This is a genomic window from Streptomyces thermocarboxydovorans, from assembly GCF_039524635.1.
Classification (GTDB): Bacteria; Actinomycetota; Actinomycetes; order Streptomycetales; family Streptomycetaceae; genus Streptomyces; species Streptomyces thermocarboxydovorans.
The window spans coordinates 25,626-49,905 of record NZ_BAAAGU010000027.1 but is presented as its reverse complement, the minus strand read 5'-3'; the positions used below and the strand labels follow the sequence as shown (position 1 = coordinate 49,905).

The 24,280-nt window shown below is 70.7% G+C and carries 22 protein-coding genes, 1 pseudogene and 1 riboswitch; of the genes and pseudogenes, 7 read left to right on the top strand and 16 right to left on the bottom strand.

Annotation, left to right across the window (positions count from 1 at the left end; all coding sequences use genetic code 11):
• Positions 1-108: 108 nt before the first annotated feature.
• The gene (locus ABD198_RS14530) at positions 109-1,905 is read left to right on the top strand and encodes an AMP-dependent synthetase/ligase (RefSeq protein ID WP_344001145.1); all 1,797 of its coding nucleotides are present in this window, start codon (positions 109-111) and stop codon (positions 1,903-1,905) included.
• Between the two features lie 200 nt (positions 1,906-2,105).
• On the opposite strand, the gene ABD198_RS14525 is transcribed toward ABD198_RS14530, so the two are convergent.
• Positions 2,106-3,248 (bottom strand): glycosyltransferase family 4 protein, encoded by a 1,143-nt coding sequence (locus ABD198_RS14525; protein ID WP_344001143.1) that lies wholly within the window; start codon positions 3,246-3,248, stop codon positions 2,106-2,108.
• Between the two features lie 110 nt (positions 3,249-3,358).
• On the opposite strand from ABD198_RS14525, the gene ABD198_RS14520 reads away from it, so the two are divergent.
• Positions 3,359-4,603, top strand: a complete 1,245-nt coding sequence (locus ABD198_RS14520; RefSeq protein ID WP_344001141.1) for a glycosyltransferase 87 family protein — start codon at positions 3,359-3,361, stop codon at positions 4,601-4,603.
• A 25-nt stretch (positions 4,604-4,628) separates the two neighbouring features.
• On the opposite strand, the gene ABD198_RS14515 is transcribed toward ABD198_RS14520, so the two are convergent.
• From ABD198_RS14515 to ABD198_RS14495, 5 genes are all read right to left on the bottom strand, one after another.
• Positions 4,629-5,819 carry a hypothetical protein gene (locus ABD198_RS14515; RefSeq protein WP_344001139.1) on the bottom strand — a complete coding sequence of 397 codons (1,191 nt, stop codon included), beginning with the start codon at positions 5,817-5,819 and terminating at the stop codon, positions 4,629-4,631.
• A gap of 33 nt (positions 5,820-5,852) precedes the next feature.
• Positions 5,853-6,869, bottom strand: coding sequence for a C40 family peptidase (locus ABD198_RS14510; RefSeq protein ID WP_344001137.1), 1,017 nt, complete (start codon positions 6,867-6,869; stop codon positions 5,853-5,855).
• Between the two features lie 212 nt (positions 6,870-7,081).
• Positions 7,082-8,122 (bottom strand): C40 family peptidase, encoded by a 1,041-nt coding sequence (locus ABD198_RS14505; RefSeq protein ID WP_344001135.1) that lies wholly within the window; start codon positions 8,120-8,122, stop codon positions 7,082-7,084.
• Positions 8,123-8,385: 263 nt separating this feature from the next.
• Positions 8,386-9,729: an NYN domain-containing protein gene (locus ABD198_RS14500; RefSeq protein ID WP_344001133.1), complete on the bottom strand. Its 1,344-nt coding sequence runs from the start codon at positions 9,727-9,729 to the stop codon at positions 8,386-8,388.
• Between the two features lie 103 nt (positions 9,730-9,832).
• Positions 9,833-10,072, bottom strand: a complete 240-nt coding sequence (locus ABD198_RS14495) for a hypothetical protein (RefSeq protein ID WP_167994558.1) — start codon at positions 10,070-10,072, stop codon at positions 9,833-9,835.
• 166 nt (positions 10,073-10,238) lie between these two features.
• On the opposite strand from ABD198_RS14495, the gene ABD198_RS14490 reads away from it, so the two are divergent.
• The 4 genes and pseudogenes from ABD198_RS14490 to ABD198_RS14475 all read left to right on the top strand — a co-directional run.
• Positions 10,239-10,979 carry a rhomboid family intramembrane serine protease gene (locus tag ABD198_RS14490; RefSeq protein ID WP_344001131.1) on the top strand — a complete coding sequence of 247 codons (741 nt, stop codon included), beginning with the start codon at positions 10,239-10,241 and terminating at the stop codon, positions 10,977-10,979.
• Positions 10,976-11,257, top strand: a complete 282-nt coding sequence (locus ABD198_RS14485) for an Lrp/AsnC family transcriptional regulator (RefSeq protein ID WP_344001129.1) — start codon at positions 10,976-10,978, stop codon at positions 11,255-11,257. The genes ABD198_RS14490 and ABD198_RS14485 overlap by 4 nt, the downstream gene beginning before the upstream one ends.
• Before the next feature lie 115 nt (positions 11,258-11,372).
• A complete protein-coding gene (locus ABD198_RS14480; protein ID WP_344001127.1) occupies positions 11,373-11,642 on the top strand; it encodes a small secreted hydrophilic protein in 270 nt (89 codons plus the stop codon).
• Between the two features lie 93 nt (positions 11,643-11,735).
• Positions 11,736-11,990: pseudogene (locus ABD198_RS14475) on the top strand (glycerate kinase); the annotation flags it as partial.
• On the opposite strand, the gene ABD198_RS14470 reads toward ABD198_RS14475, so the two are convergent.
• The 6 genes from ABD198_RS14470 to ctaE all read right to left on the bottom strand — a co-directional run bounded on the left by ABD198_RS14470 (position 11,945) and on the right by ctaE (position 19,063).
• Complete coding sequence (locus ABD198_RS14470; protein WP_344001126.1) at positions 11,945-13,312, bottom strand: aminotransferase class V-fold PLP-dependent enzyme; 1,368 nt, start codon at positions 13,310-13,312, stop codon at positions 11,945-11,947. The pseudogene ABD198_RS14475 and the gene ABD198_RS14470 sit on opposite strands and share 46 nt — an antisense overlap.
• Positions 13,313-13,482: 170 nt before the next feature.
• A riboswitch (SAM riboswitch) is annotated at positions 13,483-13,600 on the bottom strand.
• Between the two features lie 74 nt (positions 13,601-13,674).
• On the bottom strand, positions 13,675-14,739 hold the full coding sequence (gene trpD / locus ABD198_RS14465; protein WP_344001123.1) for an anthranilate phosphoribosyltransferase: 1,065 nt from the start codon (positions 14,737-14,739) through the stop codon (positions 13,675-13,677).
• Between the two features lie 128 nt (positions 14,740-14,867).
• Complete coding sequence (gene qcrB, locus ABD198_RS14460; RefSeq protein ID WP_344001121.1) at positions 14,868-16,505, bottom strand: cytochrome bc1 complex cytochrome b subunit; 1,638 nt, start codon at positions 16,503-16,505, stop codon at positions 14,868-14,870.
• Positions 16,502-17,560 carry a cytochrome bc1 complex Rieske iron-sulfur subunit gene (qcrA, locus tag ABD198_RS14455; RefSeq protein WP_344001119.1) on the bottom strand — a complete coding sequence of 353 codons (1,059 nt, stop codon included), beginning with the start codon at positions 17,558-17,560 and terminating at the stop codon, positions 16,502-16,504. Before qcrA ends, qcrB begins: the two co-directional genes overlap by 4 nt.
• Positions 17,557-18,369, bottom strand: a complete 813-nt coding sequence (gene qcrC, locus ABD198_RS14450) for a cytochrome bc1 complex diheme cytochrome c subunit (protein WP_344001117.1) — start codon at positions 18,367-18,369, stop codon at positions 17,557-17,559. The genes qcrA and qcrC overlap by 4 nt, the downstream gene beginning before the upstream one ends.
• Before the next feature lie 82 nt (positions 18,370-18,451).
• Positions 18,452-19,063 carry an aa3-type cytochrome oxidase subunit III gene (ctaE, locus tag ABD198_RS14445; RefSeq protein WP_344001115.1) on the bottom strand — a complete coding sequence of 204 codons (612 nt, stop codon included), beginning with the start codon at positions 19,061-19,063 and terminating at the stop codon, positions 18,452-18,454.
• A 153-nt stretch (positions 19,064-19,216) separates the two neighbouring features.
• Between ctaE and ABD198_RS14440 the strand changes: the two genes are divergently transcribed.
• The gene (locus tag ABD198_RS14440; protein ID WP_344001113.1) at positions 19,217-19,618 is read left to right on the top strand and encodes a response regulator; all 402 of its coding nucleotides are present in this window, start codon (positions 19,217-19,219) and stop codon (positions 19,616-19,618) included.
• A 129-nt stretch (positions 19,619-19,747) separates the two neighbouring features.
• On the opposite strand, the gene ABD198_RS14435 is transcribed toward ABD198_RS14440, so the two are convergent.
• From ABD198_RS14435 to ctaC, 4 genes are all read right to left on the bottom strand, one after another.
• Positions 19,748-21,001, bottom strand: coding sequence for a L,D-transpeptidase (locus ABD198_RS14435; RefSeq protein ID WP_344001111.1), 1,254 nt, complete (start codon positions 20,999-21,001; stop codon positions 19,748-19,750).
• 130 nt (positions 21,002-21,131) lie between these two features.
• The gene (locus tag ABD198_RS14430; RefSeq protein WP_344001109.1) at positions 21,132-21,530 is read right to left on the bottom strand and encodes a cytochrome c oxidase subunit 4; all 399 of its coding nucleotides are present in this window, start codon (positions 21,528-21,530) and stop codon (positions 21,132-21,134) included.
• On the bottom strand, positions 21,527-23,263 hold the full coding sequence (ctaD, locus tag ABD198_RS14425; protein WP_344001107.1) for an aa3-type cytochrome oxidase subunit I: 1,737 nt from the start codon (positions 23,261-23,263) through the stop codon (positions 21,527-21,529). Before ctaD ends, ABD198_RS14430 begins: the two co-directional genes overlap by 4 nt.
• Positions 23,260-24,219, bottom strand: a complete 960-nt coding sequence (gene ctaC / locus ABD198_RS14420; RefSeq protein ID WP_344001105.1) for an aa3-type cytochrome oxidase subunit II — start codon at positions 24,217-24,219, stop codon at positions 23,260-23,262. Before ctaC ends, ctaD begins: the two co-directional genes overlap by 4 nt.
• Between the last annotated feature and the right edge of the window lie 61 nt (positions 24,220-24,280).

The following is a 24,280-nucleotide window of genomic DNA, read 5'->3' as shown; positions in this document are numbered from 1 at the left end:
CGTGCTCGGGATTTCAACTTCTGAATGTCGCGAGCACTCCCGAGCCTTGGACCGCACCGTCGCATCGCACACCGTCGTGGCGTCGGCGCCCTAAGAGGAGCAGCAGTCTTGCGCGAGTTCAGCCTTCCGGCTTTGTACGAGGTCCCAGCGGACGGCAATCTGGCCGACATCGTCCGCAGAAACGCCGCGCAGCACCCGGATGTCGCCGTCATCGCCCGTAAGGTCGCCGGAGCCTGGCAGGACGTGACGGCCACCGCCTTCCTCGCGGAGGTGCGGGCGGCCGCCAAGGGCCTGATCGCGGCGGGCGTCCAGCCCGGCGACCGCGTCGGCCTGATGTCCCGCACCCGCTACGAGTGGACGCTGCTGGACTTCGCGATCTGGAGCGCCGGCGCGATCACCGTGCCGGTGTACGAGACCAGCTCGCCGGAGCAGGTGGCGTGGATCCTCGGCGACTCGGGTGCCACCGCCTGCCTGGTGGAGCTCGACGCCCATGCCGCCGCCGTGGAGTCGGTGCGCGACCGGCTGCCCGAGCTGAAGCACGTGTGGCAGATCGAGGCGGGCGCGCTGGAGGAGCTGGGGCGTCTGGGGCAGGGCGTCACCGAGGAGACGGTCGACGAGCGCAGCTCGGTCGCCAAGGCCGACGACCCGGCGACCATCGTCTACACCTCGGGCACCACCGGCCGCCCCAAGGGCTGTGTGCTCACCCACCGCAGCTTCTTCGCCGAGTGCGGCAACATCGTGGAGCGGCTGCGTCCGCTGTTCCGCACCGGCGAGTGCTCGGTTTTGCTGTTCCTGCCGCTGGCGCACGTGTTCGGCCGGCTGGTGCAGATCGCGCCGATGATGGCGCCGATCAAGCTGGGCTGTGTGCCGGACATCAAGCAGCTCACGGACGAGCTGGCCGCCTTCCGGCCGACGCTGGTGCTGGGTGTGCCGCGGGTCTTCGAGAAGGTCTACAACTCGGCGCGGGCCAAGGCGCAGGCCGAGGGCAAGGGCAAGATCTTCGACAAGGCCGCCGACACGGCGATCGCCTACAGCCAGGCGCTGGACACCCCGTCGGGCCCGGCGCTGGGCCTGAAGATCAAGCACAAGGTGTTCGACAAGCTCGTCTACAGCAAGCTGCGGGCGGTGCTGGGCGGACGCGGCGAGTACGCCATCTCCGGCGGCGCCCCGCTGGGCGAGCGGCTCGGCCACTTCTTCCGCGGCATCGGCTTCACGGTGCTGGAGGGCTACGGCCTGACCGAGTCCTGCGCGGCGACCGCCTTCAACCCGTGGGACCGGCAGAAGATCGGCACGGTCGGTCAGCCGCTGCCGGGGTCCGTGGTGCGGATAGCGGACGACGGCGAGGTGCTGCTGCACGGCGAGCACCTGTTCAAGGAGTACTGGAACAACCCGGCCGCCACGGCCGAGGCGCTGGCCGACGGCTGGTTCCACACCGGGGACATCGGCACCCTGGACGAGGACGGCTACCTGCGGATCACCGGGCGCAAGAAGGAGATCCTGGTGACGGCGGGCGGCAAGAACGTCGCGCCGGCGGTGATCGAGGACCGGATCCGGGCGCACGCGCTGGTCGCGGAGTGCATGGTGGTGGGCGACGGGCGGCCGTTCGTGGGCGCGCTGGTCACCATCGACGAGGAGTTCCTGGCCCGCTGGTGCGAGGAGAACGGCAAGCCGGCCGGCTCCACGGCGGCGTCGCTGCGGGACGATCCGGATCTGATCGCGGCGATCCAGACGGCGATCGACGACGGCAATGCGGCGGTGTCGAAGGCGGAGTCGGTGCGGAAGTTCCGGATTCTGCCGGCGCAGTTCACGGAGGAGTCGGGGCATCTGACTCCGTCGCTGAAGCTGAAGCGGAACGTTGTCGCGAAGGATTACGCGCACGAGATCGAGGCGATCTACGCGAAGTAGTTCTTCGGGATTGAGCAGGTTGACGGCGCCCTCGGGAGTTTTCCCGGGGGCGCCGTTTCGCGGTCTTCAACGCCGTTGTGGTTCGCCGCCGTGGGCGGGTGCGGGTGGGTTGGGGCTGGGCGCGCAGTTCCCCGCGCCCCTAAGGGTGTTGGGCGCGCCCGGGGTTTCAGGTGGTCCCCGCGCCCCTGGGGGGTGTTGCTCTACAGCAGGGTTTTGAGGCGCTCGGCGAGTGTGTCCCAGCGCCAGCGTTCCTCCACCCAGGAGCGGCCGCGTTCGCCCATGCGGCGGCGGAGTTCCGCGTCGCCGAGGAGGGTGATGATGCGGTCGGCGGTCTGGGTCTCGTCGCCGCCGCGGACGACCCAGCCGGTCTCGCCGTCGAGGACCGCGTCCGGGGCGCCGCCGGAGTCGCCGGCGACGACGGGCAGGCCGGTGGCGGAGGCCTCCAGGTAGACGATGCCGAGGCCCTCGACGTCCAGGCCGCCGCGCCGGGTGCGGCAGGGCATGGCGAAGACGTCCCCGGCGCCGTAGTGGGCGGGCAGCTCCTCCCAGGGCACCGGGCCGGTGAAGCGGACGGAGGCGGCGACACCGGTCTCACGGGCGAGCCGGCGCAGGTCCTTCTCGTAGGGGCCGCCGCCGACGATCAGCAGCACGGTGTCCGGTTCGGCCGCCAGGATCGCGGGCATCGCCCGGATCAGGGTGTCCTGGCCCTTGCGGCGCACCAGCCGGGAGACGCAGACGACGACGGGCCGGTCGGTCAGCCCGAGCCGTGCCCGGATCTCGTCGCCGCCGGACGCCGGGTGGAAGGTCTTCTCGTCGACGCCGGGCGGCAGCTGCACCATCCGGGAGGCGGCCTCGGGCGTCAGTGCCGTGGCGATCCGGGAGCGGGTGTACTCGCCGAGGTAGGTGATCGTGTCCGTGGAATCGCCGATCCGGCGCAGCAGCTGCCGGGCGGCGGGCAGCTGGGCCCAGCCGGCCTCGTGGCCGTGGGTGGTGGCCACGATCCGCTCGGCGCCCGCGCGGCGCAGCGCCGGTGCCATCAGCCCGAGCGGGGCCGCCGCGCCGAACCACACCGAGGTGCAGCCGTGCTCGCGCAGCAGGCCGACGGCCCGCCGGGTGGCGCCGGGGGTCGGCAGCAGCATCGTCGTACGGTCGCGTACGACGGTGAAGGGCTGCTCGGCGTCGAAGGCGGCGGTGGCCGCGATGCCCTCCCGGGAGCGCTTCCAGGTGGAGGCGTAGACGACCAGCCGGTCCGGGTCCAGGCGCAGCGCCATGTTGTGCAGGAAGGCCTGGATGCCGCCGGGGCGGGGCGGGAAGTCGTTGGTCACGATCAGGGTCTTGTGCATCGCCGCCGACCCTAGCCGACCCGGTCGGAGCCGGGCTTGCTGGATCCCGCACAGCTTCTCGGGACATCATGGGCCGGTCAGCAGCCCCCGGAGCGACGGGACGAGATCACGTGAAGACGACGGCCGCACGGGGGGCAGCCCTCGCCGGGCTCCTGACCGTCTGGGGTCTCACCCGCGCCGCGCTGCTGCTGTTCGTCCTGAAGGTGATCACCTTCCCCGGCCCGGACGTCACCAGCGACGTCTCCGTGATCTACCAGCGCTGGTACGGCGTCCTGGGCGACGGAACGTTCCCGCTGAACGACGTCACCTGGCAGTACCCGCCCGCCGCCGCCCTGGCGATCCTCTCCCCCGGCCTGCTGCCGTTCCTCGAGTACGCCACCGCGTTCTTCGTGCTGGCCTGCGTCGCCGACGCGGTCACGCTGGCCCTGCTGGTGCACGCGGGGCGGCGGGCCGGCCGGTCCGGACGCGGGGCGTGGATGTGGGTGGCGGGCGTGCCGCTGCTCGGGCCGACGGTGTACGCCCGCTACGACGTGATGGTGACCGCGGTGGCGGTCGCCGCGGTGGTGGCCGGCGCCCGGCACCCGCGGCTGATGGGGGCGCTCGCCGGGTTCGGGGCGATGCTGAAGGTGTGGCCGGCGATGCTGCTGCTCGGGGCGCGCCGGCGCCGCACCTGGACGTCGGCGCTGGCGACGGCCGCCGCCGTCGCCGTCCTGTTCGCGATGCTGATGCCGGGCTCCTTCGCCTTCCTGACCTTCCAGCGGGACCGGGGCACCGAGGTCGAGTCGCTGGGCGCGCTGGTCTTCCATGTCGCCCGGCACCACGGCTGGGAGGGCGAGGTGCTGCTCAACTACGGCTCGGTGGAGTTCCTCGGACCGCATGTGTCCTGGGTGAGCACGGGTGCGCTCGTCCTCACCGGCCTGGCCCTGGCCTGGCTGCTGCTGTGGCGGGTGCTGGCCGCCCGCTTCGAGGCGCACACCGTCGCCGACGCGGCCTTCACGGCCGTCCTGCTGTTCACCACCACCAGCCGGGTGATCAGCCCGCAGTACATGGTGTGGCTGGTCGGCCTGGCCGCGGTGTGCCTGTGCTTCCGCAGCAGCCGCATGACGCTCCCGGCCGTCCTGGTCCTGGCCGCCTGCCCGGTCACGGTGCTGGAGTTCCCCGTCTTCTTCGCCGAGGTGGTGGCCGGCGACGCCCTCGGCATCGCCCTGCTCGCCCTGCGCAACGGCCTGCTGGTGGCCGCCACGCTGCTGGCGGCCCGCCGCCTGTGGACCGACACCGTCCCCCGGCCCGTGCCGTCCTCCCCGGCCCCCGCTCACCGCACCCGCACCCCGGAGGCGGGCGTCCCCTCCTCCTGAGGCCGGCGCATGAGGGGGAGCTGGATCAGCCCAGCTCGGAGCGCAGGTAGTCGCGCCACTGGGCGGTGAAGGCCTCGCGGGTGGTGCCGAGGACGGTCTTCATGGCGGACTCGACCGCGCCCTCGCGCTGCCCGTGGGCGCCCACGGCGCGGTAGAACTCGCCCAGGCGGTCCTCGCCCCAGCGGTCGGCGATCAGGCGGCAGGCGAGCCAGCCGCTCTCGTAGGCGCGGGCGAGGCGGTCGGCGTCGCCGGAGAAGCCGAAGTCCTCGTCGTCGGGGAGGGCGGTGGGCAGGTCGCCGCGGCCGGCGGCGTAGGCGAGCTCCGGGGCGGCCTCGGCGGGGGTGCGCTCACCGCTGCGGTAGCCGACCCAGTCGGCGAAACCCTCGGAGAGCCACAGCGGGGTGGCGGCCGTGGTGTGGGTGCGGGTGGCGACATGGGTGGTCTCGTGGGTGAGGACCACCCGGCGGCTGGAGTCGCCGAGCAGGCCGAAGGCGTCCGGGTTGACGATGATCCGGTCCGCGGGCGCCCGCCTGCCGGTGCCGGTCTCGCCGGTGGTGACGGCGGCGATGCCCCGGTAGGAGGAAGCGGGCGAGTTCAGCAGGCCCGCCATGCCCTGCAGGGACTCGGGGACCAGGACGACCACGCGGCGGGGCCAGGGGCGTCCCCAGGCGTCCGAGACGGCGGGGACCGCGCGGTCGGCGGACTCGGCGTAGTCACGCAGCTGGTCCGCGGGCCGGCCCACGCCCAGCACCAGGCTGCGCGCGCCCCGGGCGACGCGCACCGTGCCCTGGTCCCACAGCTGCTGGCCGGCCTTGCGGGCGGGGCGGTCGGAGTCGACTCTCCAGCGGTCGCCGGCGCCGCGGCTCAGCCGCAGGGTGCGGACGGTGGTGACCGGTGCGTGGTCGTGGCCCCGGACGCGGTAGCTCAGGTCGGCCTGGGCGGTGGCGGTGTCGCCGGTGCGCCGCACGGCGGTCACCCGGTAGGACCAGTCGGCCAGCGGTACGGCGCTGAGCCTGTCGTAGCCGGTGCGGTCGCCGGTGCGGGCGTAGGCCACGGGGTCGCGGTCGAGGACGGCACGGGCCCGCCGGTCGAGCAGCGACTGCACCTCGGCGCGTGCGGAGTCGGCGACCGGCGGTCCGCCGCACGCCACCAGGGCGACGAGCAGCAGACACAGCGCCACCACCGACGCCCCCGACACCCGCCTTCGACCAGCCACCTTTCTGAGGGTACGGGCGCCCGCCCGCTGTGGTCAGACCCTGGTGACCGACGAGACGGGCATCATGCCGACCGGGTCGTACCGCACCGGCGCGCCGGGATACGGGGCGTGGATCACCCGACCGTTGCCCATGTACATGCCGACATGGCCGGCGTCGGAGCGGTAGATCACGAGGTCGCCGGGGCGCGCCTCGGACAGCGGGACCTGCCGGCCGGCGTACCGCTGGCCCTGCGAGGTCCGCGGCAGGGACACCCCGGCCTGCCGGTACGCCCACTGGGTCAGCCCGGAGCAGTCGAACCCGGAGGGCCCGTTGGCGCCCCAGACGTAGGGCCTGCCGAGGGCGGAGCGGGCGGCGGCGACGGCGGCCGCCGCACGCGAGGAGGCGGGGGCGGCGCCGGGAGGGCCGGGCAGGTCGCCGCGGCCGGAGCGGGTGGCGCGTTCGTAGGCGGCGCGCTCGGCGCCGGGGAGGGAGTCGAGCAGCCGCCGCGCCTTCGCGAGCTTGCGCTCGACGGTCCGCTTGTGCGCGGCGGCGGACTTGCGGCTGCGCTCCAGCTCGGACAGCTTCCCGGCCGCGGCGGAGCGCTCCTGGGCGAGGGTGCGCAGCGCCTGGTGCAGGGTTCTGAGCTGTCCGGCCTGGCGGCCGGTGATCCGGTCCAGCACGGACGCCTTGTCGAGGTAGTCCGCCGGGTCGTCGGAGAACAGCAGCTCCAGGGAGGGGTCGAGGCCGCCGGAGCGGTACTGGGCCCCGGCGAGCGAACCGAGCGACTCCCGCAGGGTGTTGACTCGCTCCTGCTGCCGGGCGATCTCGTCCTGGGCGGTGCGGATCTGCCCGCGCAGCCGGCCGGCCCGCTCGCCGGCCTTGTTGTACGCCTCGATCGCCTTCTCGGCCTGCCGGTGGAGGCGGTCCACCTCGGAGCGGGTGTCGTCGGCGGGTGCGGCCGCGGCCGGTACGGCGGCCAGGGCGGCGGCCGCCGCGGAGAGCAGACCGACGGCGACGGTGGCCCCCCGGTCGACACCGGAGGACGGTGCAAGGCGGCGATGGGACCCCACGGGAAGCCGCACTCCTTCCGCTCGCGGACGGGAAACGCGGCAGACAGTAGCCCCGAGCCCGGAGTCCGGCCAACGACCTCGGCCGCCACGCACGGTGACGCCCCGCCTGCGACGCAGGTCACAGGCGGGGCGCAGGCTTGCCGGGCGGCGTGGTGATTCCCCCGAACGGAGGCACCTGGTGCGGGGGTTCGTCAGACCTGGTGCGGGGTCCGTCAGACGCGGACGCCGAACATGAACGGGCCGCCGATGGTGTTCATCGACTCGTAGCGCACCACGGTGCCGGTGCGCGGGGCGTGGATGATCTGGCCGTTGCCCGCGTACAGACCCACGTGGTGCAGGTCGTTGAAGAAGAAGACCAGGTCGCCGACCTTGAGCTGGTCCACCGAGTAGATCTTGGTGCCGGCGCCGGTCTGGGCCTGGGAGGTGCGCGGGAGCTGAACGCCGGCCTGCGCGTACGCCCAGGAGGTCAGGCCCGAGCAGTCGAAGGAGGACGGGCCGGTGGCGCCGTAGACATAGGGGCTGCCGAGCTTGCTCTGCGCGGCGGCGAAGGCGGCGGCGGCGCGGCCGGAGCCGGGCGGCACATTGGCGCTGAGGGCGTCGCGCTCGGCGGCGCGGCTGGCGCGGTTCTGCTCCTCGGCGAGCTGCGCCTTCTCCTCGGCGGTGAGGCTGTTGAGCAGCTTCTGCGCGGCGGCGAGCTTGCTCTGGACCTCCTTCTTCTTCTTGCCCAGCTCGGTGCGGGTGGAGGAGAGGTCCTTGAGCTTCTCGGCCGCCTCGGAGCGCTGCTGGGCGAGTTCGCGCTGCTTCTCCTGGATCTTCTTCAGCGCCTCGACCTGCTGTCCGCTGAGCTGGTCGAGGGTGGATGCCTTGTCGAGGTAGTCGTCCGGGTCGGAGGAGAGCAGCAGCTGGACGGAGGGGTCGATACCGCCGCTGCGGTACTGGGCGCTTGCCATCGAACCGAGGCCGTCGCGCAGTTCGTTGAGTTCCTGCTGACCGCGGGCCACGTCGTCCTGGATGGTGGAGATCTCCTTCTGGAGCTTCTCCTGCTTCTCCTTGGCCCCGTTGTACTTCTCGGTGGCCTTCTCGGCCTGCTCGTAGAGCTTGTCGACCTTGGCCTTGACCTCGTCCTTGCTCGGCTTCTCGCTCGGAGCGGCATTGGCGGCCTGAGAACTCAGGGCAACAGCGGCAGCAGCAGCGGTGGTGAGCACGGTCACACGTGCGCGGCTCGGCTGCTTGGGACGACGGTGGGACGCCACGGAGACGAGCTCCTTCTCGAGAGTGATCGCGCGGTCGCGGGTTCGAGCAGACCCTAATGATGTTCTTGTGATCAGTTCAAATCCCCGGCCACAAAATCTCCGCTACAGCGCGTTTATTTACCCTCAACTCACCTGCAGTGATGCCCGATTGACGCTACGTTGCGTGGCGGTTCCGTCAATTCGGGCATAGGGACGCTACGTTGCACGGGGGACGGAAGTGATCCGAGTGTCAGGAAAGCCGCTTGCCGAGTGCCTGATGAATATCAGGAAAGCCGCTTGAGAAGCACCGCCGATGCCACCGGGCGTGCGCCGGCGCGGGCGACCCCGTCGGCGACCTCGCGGTCGGTGGAGACGACGATGACGGGCCGGCCCGGCGGTTCGGCGCGCACCAGCTGGCGGATCAGCTCGTCGGCGGTGACCCCGGGCTTGGAGAACAGCACCCGCACCCCGCGCGGCGGCGCCAGCAGCACCGGCGCGGCCAGTTCGGCCCCGTCGAAGACGCAGGTGACCTCGGCGCCGGTCTGCGCGGCGAGCTGGGCCAGCTGCCCCAGCAGCCTGAGGCGCTGCTTCTCCAGGGGCATCTGGGGATAGCCGGTCTTGGTGACGTTGTAGCCGTCGACGACCAGATGGGCCTGCGGCAGCGCGAGCAGCTGGTCCAGGATGGCCGGGTCGTTCTCGGAGAGGGCGCGGGCGGCGATGTCCTTCGGGGTCATCCGGCCCGGCTCCACGGCGTCCACGGTCTCGGCGGGCCGCACGGACACCGGCGGCAGGGCGAGTTCGCGGCGCAGTCCCTGGGCGGCGTCCAGCACGGTGTCGAGCAGCAGCCGCACCCGCATGTCCTCCAGGCTGCGGCCCTCCCGGGCCGCCCGGCGGGCCACCTCCAGCGCGGCACCCGTCTCGCCGAGGCGGGCCTTGAGCCGCCGGGTCTCGCTCTCGGCGGCCGACACCTGGGCCTGCCCCTCGGCGCGCACGGCCTCCATCTCGCCCTGCAGCTTGCGCAGCGCCGCCTCGCCGCGCTTGACGTCGCTGAGCGCGCTGCGCAGCTTGCGGTGCAGCGACTCGGCCTCCTTGCGGGCCGTCTCCAGCTCGCCGCGCAGCCGCTCGGTCTCCGACTTGGTGTGCTCGCGGGCCCGGGCGAGTTCGGCGCGCAGCCGCTCCACCTCGGCCCGCATCTCCTCGTCGGCGCGCTCGGCGTCGGCCCGCTGGACCTCCTCGCCGGCGGCGGCCACCAGCTTCACCCAGCCCGGCGGCCGCAGAACATAGGCCGCGGCCGCCACGTCGAGCGGATCCGCGGCCGGGGGCGGGGAGCCGGAGTCGAGGGCGCCGGCGAGTTCCGGCTGGGCCTCTCTGAGCTTCTCCCCGATCCGCTGCCGGAACAGCGGGTCGGTCTCCAGCGCGGCGGCCATGGCGTTGCCCGCGAACTTGGCTCTGCGGTTCGGGGCGAAGCGCGCGTACTGCCGCAGCTGGACGGGCAGCTCCGAGACGGTCAGCTGCCCGAAGCCGGCGGAGACGATCTGCACGACGCGGCGGCGCACCCCGTCGGGCAGCGGACGGTCGAGCACCTCAGCGGTGCCGTCCTGCGGCCCCCCGCCTGCGGTCTCCACCATCCGTCACACCCCAATGCCTGTGTGTGACCCCGCGAGCGGGGTCACCGTCAGCGGGGCCCTCCCCCACTCTCGACTTCGCTCGAGCGGGAGGGACCCCCTTCCTTCAGGAGCCGGCGCCCGGCCTGTCCACGAGTTCCACCTGGTCCACGGCGTTGCACCAGCGGCACCGCACCGACTCGATCGTCTCACTGAGCACCTCGCGCTCCTCGACCTTGGGCTCTCCGGCCAGATCGAGGTGGACGTACTCCACGACCTTCGACGAGCGGGTCACGTCGAAGCGGGTGAGATTGCCGCAGAGCGTGCAGCGCCACCGCGTCGTGGCGGTCGGCAGGGGAACCGTCATCGGGCCTTGGCTCTTTTCCTTCTGGGCTTCCATTGTCGGCGACGCCCCGCGCACGCGGTCCGTCATGGCTCGTAACCCTACGGCCTGGGGGCTCCCCGCCGCCCGCCCGTCCACGGCCGCGAGGCTTTCTGTACGGTTGCGTCCGGTTACGTCATGCTCTGTAGCCATGATCCGCATCTGGAGCGCGCCGGCCGCCGACGGGGCGGGCCTCAGCTCGCCGGCCCCGGTGACCCGCACCCTGATCGTCCTGTGCTGCGTGGTCTTCCTGCTCGGACCGGCCTCCGGCCTCAATCCGCTGTACGGCGCCGGGGACGAGCTGCTCGCGGCGCAGCGGGCCTGGTTCCGGCGCTGGGGCGTGATCCCCGCAGACCTGTTCGAGGGGTCCCCGGCGGCGGTGCTCACCCCGGCCACCGCCCTGTTCGTGCACGCGAGCTGGGTGCATCTGCTCGGCAACATGCTCTTCCTCCACGTCTTCGGGGTGATGACCGAGGCGCGGATGGGCCGCGTGCAGTTCACCTTCTTCTGCCTCGGCTGCGGCTGCCTCGCGCTGCTGGGGTACGCGGCGGCGAACGCGCGGTCGGAGCAGCCCCTGGTGGGCGCCTCCGGGGCGATCTCGGCGGTCCTCGGCGCCTTCCTCTTCCTGTTCCCGCGCGCCCGGGTCACCAGTCTGCTGCCGTTCGCCTTCTTCCTGCCGGTGCGGCTGCCCGCCTGGGTGGTCCTGCCGTTCTGGGCGGCGCTGCAGTGGGCGGCGGCACGGCAGCAGGCCCCGGACGGTCCGGGGGTGGCCTATCTGGCCCATCTGGTGGGCTTCGGCCTGGGCTTCCTCTTCGCCTGGGTCCGGTTCGGCCGGGCGACTAGAGTGAAGGCCGCCCCTGCACCGGCCTCCGAGGGAGAGAACCAGCCGTGATCACCGCGATCGTCCTCATCAAGACCAGCGTGGACCGGATCCCCGAGATCGCGGAGCAGATCGCCGCGCTGGAGAACGTCAGCGAGGTCTTCTCCGTGACCGGCACCTACGACCTGATCGCCATGGTGCGCGTGAAGGAGCACGAGGACCTGGCGGAGGTCATCCCGGGCCGCATCAGCAAGATCCCGGGGGTGGAGGCGACCGACACGCACGTCGCCTTCCGGACGTACTCGCAGCACGACCTCGAGGCCGCGTTCGCCATCGGGCTGGACAACTGAGACCTGCCGGCCCCGGGTGAGGCCTCCGGCCCCGGGGGGCCGCGCCTCGCCGGATGAAGAGTTCTTCATCTCCGGCTCATCCGGAGTTCGCGAAGGCGGCGGCAGGATCGGTGACATGGTCTTCTCCCGCCGACTCGCGGCCCTCGCGGCCGTCGTCCTGATCCCCCTCGGTATCGCGGCCACCAGCTTCGCCCTCACCGACAGCCCCCGGGAACCCGAGGTGCCGGCGAAGGTGGAGCTGGAGAGCGGCTCGCCGACACCGTCGCCGAGCGCCACCCGGCCCGAGCCGACGCCCAGCGACCAGGTCGTGTCCCGGCCGCCGGTGACCGACGCCATAGGGGGCTCATCCATCGCTCACCCCGCGGATGCACCCTCGATGGCGTGACCCTGAATCTCCGTTCGGGCACCGCCCTGTGCGTGGCCCTGTCGCTGTGTGCGCTGCTCGCGGTCCCCGGCAACTTCCCCGGGCTGAGCGGGCCTGGCCCTCGCCGGCACCCTCGGCGAGGGCGCCCACCAGGTCCCGGGCGTCGACGCCTGCCACGGCATCCTCCCCGCCCCCATGACCCTCCCCGAAGCCCTCCGACGAGCCCCCGAACTCCTCACCGACGCCACCGAACGCGCCCTGCGCCTCATCCTGTTGGGCACCAGGCTCCCGACGTCGGTCGCCGCTTCGGCGACAGAGCCTCGTCAGGCCGACGTGTCCGGCACGCAGCGGCCGTCCACCGTGTGGTAGGTCCAGCGGGCGCCGTCGCGGACCAGTTCCTTGACGGCGGTCACGAAGCGGTCGACGTGCTCGTCGGGGGTGCCCGCGCCGAAGCTGACGCGGATGGCGTTGAGGGACTTCTCCCCCGGCGCCGCCTCGGGGGCGCCGCACTCGCCCTGGGCCTGGGCCTCGGCGCCGAGCAGGGTCCGCACCAGCGGGTGGGCGCAGAAGAGGCCGTCGCGCACGCCGATGCCGTACTCGGCGGACAGCGCGGCGGCGAAGTGGGAGCTGTTCCAGCCGCCAACGACGAAGGACAGCACGCCGACGCGCGGGGCGTCCTCGCCGAACAGCGACAGGAAGCGCACCTCGGGCACGCCGGCCAGTGCCTCGCGCACCCGGCGGATCAGGTACTGCTCCCGCGCCACCAGCGTGCCGAAGCCGGCCTCGGTGAGCGCCTTGCAGGCGGAGGCGATGGCGTAGGCGCCGATGACGTTGGGCGAGCCGGCCTCGTGCCGGGCGGCGCCCTCGTGCCACTCGACGTCCACTCCCCCGTCCGCGCGCCGGCCGACCTTACGGCTGGCGCCGCCGCCCGCCAGGTAGGGCTCGGCCGCGCGCAGCCAGTCGGGCCGCCCGGCGAGGACGCCGGAGCCGAAGGGGGCGTACAGCTTGTGCCCGGAGAAGGCGACCCAGTCGACGTCCAGGTCGCGGACGCTCACCGGGTGGTGCGGGGCGAGCTGGGCGGCGTCCAGCACGATCCGGGCGCCGTGCGCATGGGCGGCGGCGGCCAGTTCCCGCACCGGCCACAGCTCGCCGGTGACGTTGGAGGCGCCGGTGACGCAGACCAGGGCCGGGCCGTGCGGGTCGCGGCCGGCCAGCGCCCGCTCCAGGGTCTCGACGGCCCGCCGGGGGCTGTCCGGCGCGTCGAGGTAGGTGACCCGTGCCTCGCGCCAGGGCAGCAGCGAGGCGTGGTGCTCGGTCTCGAAGACGAAGACCTGGCAGCCGGCGGGGAGCGCGGAGGCCAGCAGGTTGAGGGAGTCGGTGGTGGACCGGGTGAACACCACCTGGTCGTCGGCGCGGCAGTCGAGGAACTCGGCGACGGTCCGGCGGGAGTTCTCGAACAGGTCGGTGGAGAGCTGGGAGAGGTATCCGGCGCCGCGGTGCACGCTGCCGTAGTAGGGCGCGTAGGCGGCGACGTCGTCCCAGACGCGCTGGAGGGCGGGGGCGCTGGCGGCGTAGTCGAGCGCGGCGTAGGTGACCTCGCCGCCGGTGACGAGCGGAACGGTGACATCCCTCCCCAGAACGGGCAGCGGGGCACAAACGGACACGTCGGCGGCAGGGGTGACGACAGACATGGGGAACTCCCGTGAAGGCAAAGGCGGCCGGGAACACACCACCGGCCGAGAAGGTGAAAGGAAGAAGGGTGTGAAGGGTGTGCGGAGGCGGGCCGAAGGAAACGGCCCTAACGCATTCGCTTGCTCACGGAAGACTCCCTCGATGGACCAGGACCCCTGGTGTCGCGAGGGGTCCGCGCTTGCCGTAGGCCTTGCTGCCATACGGCCTGGTCTTCACCCGGGGCACCCCGCCACGGACGGAGGGTTGCCGGACAGTCGGCCGGGGCCTGATGACTGTCACTCATGACCTGGACAGGAACGTAGGCGATCACAGCGATGTCCCGCAACCCGTGTCCGGATCGCGGGACATCGTCCGTGGGGCGTCAGGCGTTGCTGACGGCCACCCAGCGTTCCAGTACGCGCCGGGCGGCGCCGGAGTCGATCGACTCGGCGGCCTGCTCCATCCCGGCCCGGATCTGCTCGGTGAGCGAGCCGCTGCCCGGCCGCAGCGCGACCAGCGCCGCCGCCGAGTTCAGCAGCACCGCGTCGCGCACCGGGCCCCGCTCGCCGTCCAGCACCCGCCGGGCGACCTCCGCGTTGTAGGAGGCGTCGGCGCCGCGCAGCGCCTCGACGGGCACCAGCTCGATGCCGACGTCCCGCGGGTCGAAGGTCTCCTCGATGACCGTGCCGTCGCGGACCACCCACACCCGGGAGGTGGCGGTGGTGGTCAGCTCGTCCAGACCGTCGTCGCCGCGGAACACCAGCGAGGAGTTGCCTCGCTCGGCGAACACGCCCGCCATGATGGGCGCCATCCGCGGGTCGGCGACGCCGACCGCCTGGCACTTGACCCGGGCGGGGTTGGCCAGCGGTCCGAGGAAGTTGAACACCGTGCGGACGCCCAGCTGCGAGCGGGCGGCGGCCACATGGCGCAGCGCGGGGTGGAACTTCACCGCGAAGCAGAAGGTGATCCCGGCCTCCTCGGCGACCTCGGCCACCCGCCGCGGGGTCAGCTCCAGATTGACGCCGAGCTTCTCCAGGACGTCGGAGGCGCCGGAGGCCGAGGAGGCGGCCCGGTTGCCGTGCTTGACCACCTTGGCGCCGGTGCCGGCGACCACGATCGAGGACATCGTGGAGATGTTGACGGTGCGGGCGCCGTCGCCGCCGGTGCCGACGATGTCGACGGTCTCCCCGGGCACCTCGATGACATTGGCGTGCTCGTACAGGGCCCGGACACAGCCGGTGATCTCCTCTACCGTCTCTCCCTTGGCGCGCAGCGACACCACGAACCCGGCGATCTGCGCGTCGGTGGCCTCGCCCCGCATGATCAGGTCCATCGCCCAGGCGGTGTCGTCCGCGGTGAGGTCCCGGCCGTCCAGCAGCCCGTTCAGCAAGGCGGGCCAGGAGCGGCCCGCCGCGGTGTCGCCTCCAGCGGGGGTCACAGCGCTCATAGCCGCTCCTGATGGTCGTAGAAAACACGGTTGGGTCTCGGGCACCACCCTATCCAGCCCGGGGTATGCCGAAGGGCCCCGTCCGCAGACCGGACGGGGCCCTTCAGGTGGCGTGGCGAGTGCAGCGATCAGTGGTGGCCGTGGCCGCTCGTGATCTCGTTGTACTCCTCGACGGTCGGCTTCGGAATCTGGGACTCCTCGCCGTAGTACGCCTTGCTGAGCTTGGCGCGCACCTTCTCGGTGCCCTTCACCTTGCGCTCGACGCCGTGCTCGTCGACGGTCGGGCCGATCTCCAGCGGCTTGTACTGCTCGTGCGCGGTGAGCGTGTACAGGGCCTCCTGGCTGAGCGGCTCGTGCACCTCGATGAACTCACCGTGCGGCAGGCGCTTGATGATGCCCGACTCGCGGCCGTGCAGCACCTTGTCCCGGTCCCGGCGCTGCAGGCCGAGGCAGATCCGCTTGGTGACGATGAACGCGATGACCGGGCCGGCGAAGAACCCGATCCGGACGAACCAGGTGACCGCGTTGATCGAGAGGTTGAAGTGCGTGGCGATGATGTCGTTGCCGCCACCGATCAGCATGATCATGTAGCCGGTGACCCAGGCGACACCGAAGGCCGTACGGGTCGGGGCGTTGCGCGGGCGGTCCAGGATGTGGTGCTCGCGCTTGTCCCCGGTGATCCAGGACTCGATGAACGGGTACAGGGCGATGACCCCGAGGAAGAGGCCGAACAGCACCAGCGGGACGAACACGCCCAGGACCAGGGTGTGGCCCCAGAAGTTGATCTCCCAGCCGGGCATGGCGCGGACCAGGCCCTCGGCGAAGCCCATGTACCAGTCGGGCTGGGCTCCGGTGGAGACCATGTCCGGGCGGTACGGGCCCAGGTTCCAGATCGGGTTGATCGAGGCGATGCCGGCGAGCAGCGCGATGAAGCCGAAGACCAGGAAGAAGAAGCCTCCCGCCTTGGCCATGTACACCGGCAGCAGCGGCATGCCGACGACGTTCTTGTTGTTCCGTCCGGGACCCGCGAACTGCGTGTGCTTGTGGTAGAAGACCAGGATCAGGTGGCCGACCACCAGACCGAGCATGATGCCCGGCAGCAGCAGGATGTGGATCGAGTAGAACCGCGCGACGAAGTCGGTGCCGGGGAACTCCCCGCCGAACAGGAACATCGAGAGGTACGTGCCGACGATCGGCACGGACAGGATCGCGCCCTGGGTGAAGCGGACACCGGTGCCGGAGAGCAGGTCGTCCGGCAGCGAGTAGCCGGTGAAGCCGGTGAACATGCCGAGCACGAACAGCAGGAAGCCGAACAGCCAGTTGATCTCACGCGGCTTGCGGAACGCGCCGGTGAAGAAGACGCGCATCATGTGCACGAACATGCCGGCGAGGAAGACGACCGCGGCCCAGTGGTGGATCTGCCGGATGAGCAGACCGCCCCGGACGTCGAAGCTGATCCTCAGCGTGGAGGCGTACGCCTCCGACATCAGCCGGCCCTGCATCGGGACGTAGCTGCCGTGGTACTCCACCTCGTTCATCGACGGGTGGAAGAACAGCGTCAGATACACACCCGTGAGGATGATGATGATGAAGCTGTACAGGCAGATCTCGCCCAGCATGAAGGACCAGTGGTCCGGGAAGATCTTGCGCATGTTGGCCTTGGCCAGGGAGTAGACCCCGAGCCGGCCGTCCGCCCAGTCGGCGACGCGCTCGCCGGCCGGCGCCTTCCCGCGAGAGCGGGGCTGTGTGCTGGTGTTGGTGCTCATCCGCGCTCCCAGAATGCAGGACCGACGGGCTCTTCGAAGTCACTGAGCGCTTCGAGGTAGCCCTCATCGTTCACGCCGATCCGCAGCTGCGGGAGAGCGTGACCGGCGGGACCGAAGATCACCTTGGCACCGTCGGAGAGGTCGAAGGTGGACTGGTGGCAGGGGCAGAGCACGTGGTGCGTCTGCTGCTCGTACAGGGAGATCGGGCAACCGACGTGGGTGCAGATCTTCGAGTACGCGAGGATGCCCTCGTGTCCCCACTCCAGCGTGCGCTTGTCCTTGATGTCCTCCGGCTGGATGCGGACGAGCATCAGGGCGGCCTTGGCGATCTCGTTTTGGAAGTCGTGGTCGTGCTCCTCCAGGCCCTCGGGCTTGGCGAAGGTGAGGGAGCCGGTCACGATGTCCGAGGGGCGCATCGGCTCCCCGGTGTTCATGTTGATGATCAGCTTGCCCTTGGACCACAGGGTGTGGCGCAGCTTGTCCCCGGGCGCCGGGCCCAGTTCGCGCAGGACCACGACGCCGGACAGCGGCACCAGGGCCAGCGCACCGAACATGGTGTTGCGGATGAGCTTGCGCCGGCCGAGCTGCGACTCCTTCGCGCCCTGGCGGAAGTCGTCCATGACCTTGGCGCGGACCTCGGACCCGGCCTCGATCGCGTGCCGCTCGTCGGTCAGCTCCTCGTCGGACATCAGCGTGCGGGCCCAGTGGACCGCGCCGGCGCCGATGGTGAACAGGGAGAGGCCGAGCGTCACACCGAGCGCGAAGTTCAGCGCGCTGACGTGACCGAACGGGAAGATGTAGACGATCTCGTCGACCGGGATCGCCACGAAGGCGGCGATGAAGCCGATAGTGGCCAGCATGGAGACCGTGAACAGCAGGGCGACCGTGCGCTCGGACCGCTTGGCGGCCCGCTCGTCGATGTCCTGCCTCCGGTGCTCGTGAGGCGGCAGCCCCGGGTCGGCGAACGGGTTCTTCTCGTCCGCCACACGTACCGCGCCGTAGGCGTCGTCCTGCGCTGCGGGCAGGTTCTCTTCTGGAATGTCTTGGCTACTCATGACTTCTTGGCCTTTGCGGTCCGAGCGGCGACCCACACAGCGACGGCGATCAGACCGCCGAGACCGAAGATCCAGCCGAACAGACCCTCGCTGACCGGGCCGAGCCCGCCCAGCTCAAGGCCGCCGGGGTTCTCGGTGTCCTGGCTGTTGACCTCGTCCAGGTACGCGATGATGTCCTTCTTGTTCTGCTCCGACAGGGTGCTGTCGGGGAAGGAAGGCATGTTCTGCGGGCCGGTGAGCATGGCCTCGTAGATGTGCTTCGGGTCGACGTCCTCGAGGTTCGGCGCGTACTTGCCGTGGGTCAGGGCGCCGCCCTTGCCGGTGAAGTTGTGGCACTGCGCGCAGTTGTTGCGGAACAGTTCGCCGCCCTTGGCGATGTCGGCACCCTCGGGGCCGTACTGCGACTCGGTCGGGATGGCCGGGCCGGCGCCGAGGGAGGCGATGTACGCCGCCAGCGCGTCGATCTCGGCCTGGGTGTAGACCGGCTTCTTGCGCGGGACCTGCGCGCCCTGCGAGGTGGCGGCCGGCATGCGGCCGGTGCCCACCTGGAAGTCCACGGCCGCGGCGCCCACGCCCACCAGGCTCGGCCCGTCGGAGGTGCCCTGACCGCCGGTGCCGTGGCAGCTGGCGCAGCCGACCGCGTAGAGCTTCTTCCCCTCCTCGATGGTCAGGGACTGGGCGGTTTCGTCGGCCTGCGCCTTGTCCGCGGGCGCGAACACGGCGTACAGCCCCCCGGTGCATGCCAGCGCGAGGAGTAGGACGACGAGCGCCGCCGCCGGGTGGCGTCGTCGTGCGGAGAGCTTTTTCACGGATTACCCCGGTGTCAGGATCTTCTGCGTCGATGCTTCTGGCTTGGTGCGCTTCTTCAAGCGCGCGCGGTTGCGGGCCCGGCTACTTGATCATGTAGATCGTGGCGAAGAGGCCGATCCAGACGACGTCGACGAAGTGCCAGTAGTAGGACACGACGATGGCCGCGGTCGCCTGTTCGTGGGTGAACCTCCGGGCCGCGTAGGTGCGTCCCAGGACCAGCAGGAAGGCGATCAGACCGCCTGTCACGTGCAGGCCGTGGAAGCCGGTGGTCAGGTAGAACACCGAGCCGTACGGGTCGGACGAGAGCGACAGGCCCTCGTGCTTGACCAGCTCGGTGTACTCGAAGACCTGGCCGCCGATGAACACCGCGCCCATGATGAAGGTGACGATGAACCAGCCCCGGAGCTTCTTCACGTCACCGCGCTCGGCGGCGAAGACGCCGAGCTGGCAGGTGAGCGAGGAGAGCACCAGGATCGTGGTGTTCGTCGCCGAGAACGGGAAGTTCAGCGCGTCGGCCTTCTCCGACCAGAAGTCGGGTCCGGTCACCGATCGCAGGGTGAAGTACATCGCGAAGAGGGCCGCGAAGAACATCAGCTCGGAACTCAGCCAGATGATGGTTCCGACGCTGGTGAGGTTCGGCCGGTTGACCGACGGGTGCGCGTGCCCGGTATCTACTGTCGTTGCTGTCGCCACGCCGACATTATGTCGGTCGCTTATCCCGCCCTCACTCCGGGGGGTGCCGTTCGGAGTGTCTCCACCCGCCGCACCGGTGTTGACGTGGTCTTCAAGGGAGTAGCATCCGGCCCAACGGGCTTGTCCTTACGACGCTGACGTCACGGAGGAAGCATGCAGCCGACCGCCACGGTGCTGGTGTACAGCGACGACGCGAACACGCGGGAACAGGTGCGGTTGGCGACCGGCCGACGGCCGGCTCCGGACGTCCCTGTGGTGGAGTTCGTGGAGTGCGCGACCCCGGCCGCGGTGATCCGCGAGCTGGACAAGGGCGGGATCGACGTCTGCGTGCTGGACGGCGAGGCCGTGCCGATGGGCGGCATGGGGCTGTGCCGGCAGATCAAGGACGAGATCTTCCAGGCTCCCCCGGTGCTGCTGCTCATCGGGCGGCCCCAGGACGCCTGGCTGGCCACCTGGAGCCGGGCTGAGGCCGCCGTGACCCTGCCGGTGGACCCGGTGGAGTTCGCCTCGGCGCTGGCCTCCCTGCTGCGCTCCCGGCGCCTGCAGCACACCTAGCCCCAGCCTGCTCGGGGGCTGGGGCGTTCCGTCCGGCGGCCTTGCGGGGCTGCGGTCCTGCGGGCCGCCGTGTCCGGCGCGCGGTCCCGTGTCCGGTGCGCGGCTCCCCCGTGCCCTCCGTGGGGCGTCTCAGGCAGCCGCCGGGCGCAGCCGTGCCGCCTCCTGGGGCGCCGCGGGGCCGGCCGTGAGCGCGCTGCCCTGCTGCCACTTCTCCCACGGGACGTTCCAGTCGCCGAAGCCGTTGCCGAACGGCTCCATCGTGTCGCCGTCGGAGTTCACGACCTTCACCAGGTCGCCCTCGCGGACGTTGCCGAAGAACCACTCGGCGTTGGCGGTGCTCATGCCGACGCAGCCGTGGCTGACGTTGGCGTAGCCCTGGGAGCCGACCGACCAGGGGGCGGCGTGGACGTACTCGCCGCTCCAGGTGATGCGGGTGGCGAACTGCACATTGAGGTCGTAGGACTCCGACGAGCCCTCGGCTATGCCCACGGTGGTGCTGCGCATACGTACGAAGAGTTCCTTGCCGAGGACGACCTTGACGCCGTTGCGGGTCTCGAAGCCCGGCTTGCCGGTCGTGACGGGGATCGTCTTGACCTCCTCGCCGTTCTTGTACACCGTCAGCCGGTGGGCGGCGGCGTCGGTCACGGCTATGACCTGGTCGCCCGTGGTGATGGTGAGCGGCTTGGCCTTCCCGCCGCGGAGCCGGTCGTTGATCTTGATGCCCTCCAGGTTGCTGCGCACCTGCACGGTGGCGCGGGCGGGCCAGTAGTCCTTGGGGCGGAAGTGGAGCTTCTTGTCGTCCACCCAGTACCAGCTGCCGGTCACCGCGGGCGTGGAGGTGACCTTCAGCCCGCGCTCCACCACGGCCCGCTGGGCGCGGTCCTTGACCGGTGCGCTCAGCTCGGCGGTGATGGGCTGGCCGACGCCGTAGGTGCCCGCCTTGGGGCCGAGGGTGACGCCCAGGCGCTTGGTGGTGGAGGGCTTGCCCGTGGTGAAGGTGATCACCTTGCGGCCGGGCGCCCCGTCCTCGTTCTCGGTGCTCACCCGGACCGTGTACTGGGCGTTGGCGGCCAGCGGTGAGGTGCTGTGCCACCGGCTGCCGTCGGCGGCGAGTTCACCCGCGACATAGCGGCCTGTGGTGTCGCGGGCGGTGACGTCCGTGATGCGGCCGTCGTCGTCCTCGGCGACGACCTCCAGGGGCTTGTCCGGGTCGACGGTCTTCTTGTCGCCGGTGGGGCCGCTGAACGAGATCTGGCCCGCCGCGTCGTACGGCTCGGCGGACAGCGGGTTGCCGTCCGAGCTGCAGCCGGTGACGCCCGCGCCGAGGGCGATCACCAGCAGCGTGCAGCCGACGACGGTACGGGTGCGCGGGTGGTGTCTCATGGCCTCACGCTAGGAAGGCCCGTCAACCGTGGCGCGCTGGGAGACTCGAACGAGTGACGGGGATTGCGCCCAAAGGCAGGGGCCCGGACCCTCCTGACGGAGTGTCCGGGCCCCTGCCCGAGTGGTCCCGCTACTGCGTGCGGTTCTCACCGCGGTAGTACTCGAAGACCCAGCCCCAGATGCTGGCCAGGATCAGCGGTGCCGCGAAGTACATCAGCCACCAGCCGATGGCGACGGACAGGAACGCGAAGGAACCGCCGAGGGCCAGGAAGAGCGGCTGCCAGCTGTGCGGGCTGAAGAACCCGAGCTCGCCGGCGTCGTCGGCGACGTCCGCCTCCTTGTTGTCCTGAGCGCCCACGTCGACCCGCCTGGCCGTGAAGCCGAGGTAGAAGCCGATCATGATCGCCAGGCCGAAGGCCAGGAAGAGGGCGGTGGTACCGGCCGGCTCCTTCGACCACACGCCGTAGACCACGGCCATGATGAGGAGGAAGACGCTCAGCCACATGAACATCTTGCCCTGGATCTTCACTTGCCGGCCTCCTTGCTGCCAGCGACGGCCTTCTCGCCGTGACCGATGTTCTCGAGCTCGTCGAGCGCGGCGATCTCAGGGTGGTGCAGGTCGAACGCCGGGGATTCGCTGCGGATGCGCGGCAGGGTGAGGAAGTTGTGCCGCGGCGGCGGGCAGGAGGTCGCCCACTCCAGGGAGCGGCCGTAGCCCCACGGGTCGTCCACGCCGACCGGCTTGCCGTACTTGGCCGTCTTCCAGACGTTGTAGAGGAACGGCAGGATCGACAGGCCGAGCAGGAAGGACGAGATCGTGGAGACGGTGTTCAGCGCGGTGAAGCCGTCGGCCGCGAGGTAGTCCGCGTACCGGCGCGGCATGCCCTCGACACCCAGCCAGTGCTGGACCAGGAAGGTGCCGTGGAAGCCGATGAACAGCGTCCAGAAGGTGATCTTGCCGAGACGCTCGTCGAGCATCTTGCCGGTGAACTTGGGCCACCAGAAGTGGAAGCCCGAGAACATCGCGAACACCACGGTGCCGAACACCACGTAGTGGAAGTGCGCCACCACGAAGTACGAGTCGGAGACGTGGAAGTCCAGCGGCGGCGAGGCCAGGATGACGCCGGTCAGACCACCGAAGACGAAGGTGATCAGGAAGCCGGCCGCCCACAGCATCGGCGTCTCGAAGGAGAGCGAGCCCTTCCACATGGTGCCGATCCAGTTGAAGAACTTCACACCGGTCGGGACCGCGATCAGGAAGGTCATGAAGGAGAAGAACGGCAGCAGCACACCACCGGTGACGTACATGTGGTGCGCCCACACCGTCACGGACAGACCCGCGATCGCGATGGTCGCGCCGATCAGACCCATGTAGCCGAACATCGGCTTGCGGGAGAAGACCGGGACGACCTCGCTGATGATGCCGAAGAACGGCAGCGCGATGATGTACACCTCGGGGTGGCCGAAGAACCAGAAGAGGTGCTGCCACAGCAGCGCTCCGCCGTTGGCCGAGTCGAAGATGTGCGAGCCGAACTTGCGGTCCGCCTCCAGCGCGAAGAGCGCGGCGGCCAGCACGGGGAACACCATGAGGACCAGCAGGGCGGTCAGCAGCACGTTCCAGGTGAAGATCGGCATGCGGAACATCGTCATGCCCGGGGCGCGCATGCAGATGATCGTGGTGATGAAGTTGACCGAGCCGAGGATGGTGCCGAAGCCGGAGAGGGCCAGACCCATGATCCACATGTCGGCGCCGATGCCCGGCGAGCGGACCGCGTCCGACAGCGGGGAGTAGGCGAACCAGCCGAAGTCGGCGGCGCCGTCCGGCGTGAGGAAACCGCCCAGCGCGATCAGCGAGCCGAACGAGTAGAGCCAGTAGGCGAACATGTTCAGCCGCGGGAAGGCCACGTCGGGCGCGCCGATCTGCAGCGGCATGATCCAGTTCGCGAAGCCGGCGAACAGGGGCGTCGCGAACATCAGCAGCATCACCGTGCCGTGCATGGTGAAGGCCTGGTTGAACTGCTCGTTCGACATGATCTGCGTGCCCGGACGGGCCAGCTCGGCGCGCATGAAGAGCGCCATCACGCCGCCGATCAGGAAGAACGCGAACGACGTCACCAGGTACAGCGTGCCGATGGTCTTGTGGTCGGTGGTCGTCAGCCACTTGACCACGACGCTGCCACGGTTCTGGCGCCGGACCGGCAGCTCGTCCTCGTAGTGGGACCCTGCTGCCGCGGCACCCTGGGGTTCGTTGAGGATGCTCACAGGATGTTCGACTCCCGGTTCTTCTCGTGGCCCGACTGCGGGATGCCCGCGGGCACGTAACCGGTCTGCCCCTTCTTCACGAGGTCCTTCAGGTGCTGTTCGTAGCGCTCAGGGGAGACGACCTTGACGTTGAACAGCATCCGGGAGTGGTCCACTCCGCACAGCTCGGCGCACTTGCCCAGGAAGGTGCCCTCCTTGTTGGGGGTCACCTCGAAGGCGTTGGTGTGGCCCGGGATGACGTCCTGCTTCATCAGGAACGGCACCACCCAGAAGGAGTGGATGACGTCACGAGAGGTCAGGACGAAGCGGACCCGCTTGCCCTCGGGCAGCCACAGGGTGGGGCCCGGGTTGCCGGTCTGCGCGTTGCGGGTGCCGGGGGTACCGCAGTCGTAGACGCCGCCGGCGTTGGCCGGGAAGGCGTCCTTGTAGCGGTTCGGGATCGCGTCGAGCTCGGGGGCCTTCCTGGCGTCGCCGGAGGAGCCCTCGACGTTCTCGACGTAGTTGAAGCACCAGCTCCACTGGAAGCCGACCACGTTGACCGTGACGTCGGGCTTCTTCTCGAGCTTCAGCAGCTCGGACTCGTCACGGGCCGTGAAGTAGAACAGCACCGAGACGACGAGGAGCGGAGCGACCGTGTACAGCGCCTCGATGGGCATGTTGTACCGGGTCTGCGGAGGAACTTCGACCTTGGTGCGGCTGCGCCGGTGGAAGAAAGCACTCCACAGGATCAGGCCCCACACCAGCACGCCGACGGCGAGCGCGGCAGCCCAGGATCCCTGCCACAGGGAGAGGATCCGCGGAGCCTCTTCCGTGGTCGGGGTGGGCATACCAAGGCGGGGGAAGTCCTCCCATGTGCAACCGGTGGCGGTCGCCAGGACCAGGCCCGCGGTCAGTGCCTGCAGCAGCTTCCGCCGCATCGGGCGCCGCGGCGAGCGGTCGGAGCCGTTGGGACTCACGTAGCGCCTTCCCGAGAGTCGCGCCCGCGCGTGGTGGCTGCGGCCTTCTCGCTGGTCGGTC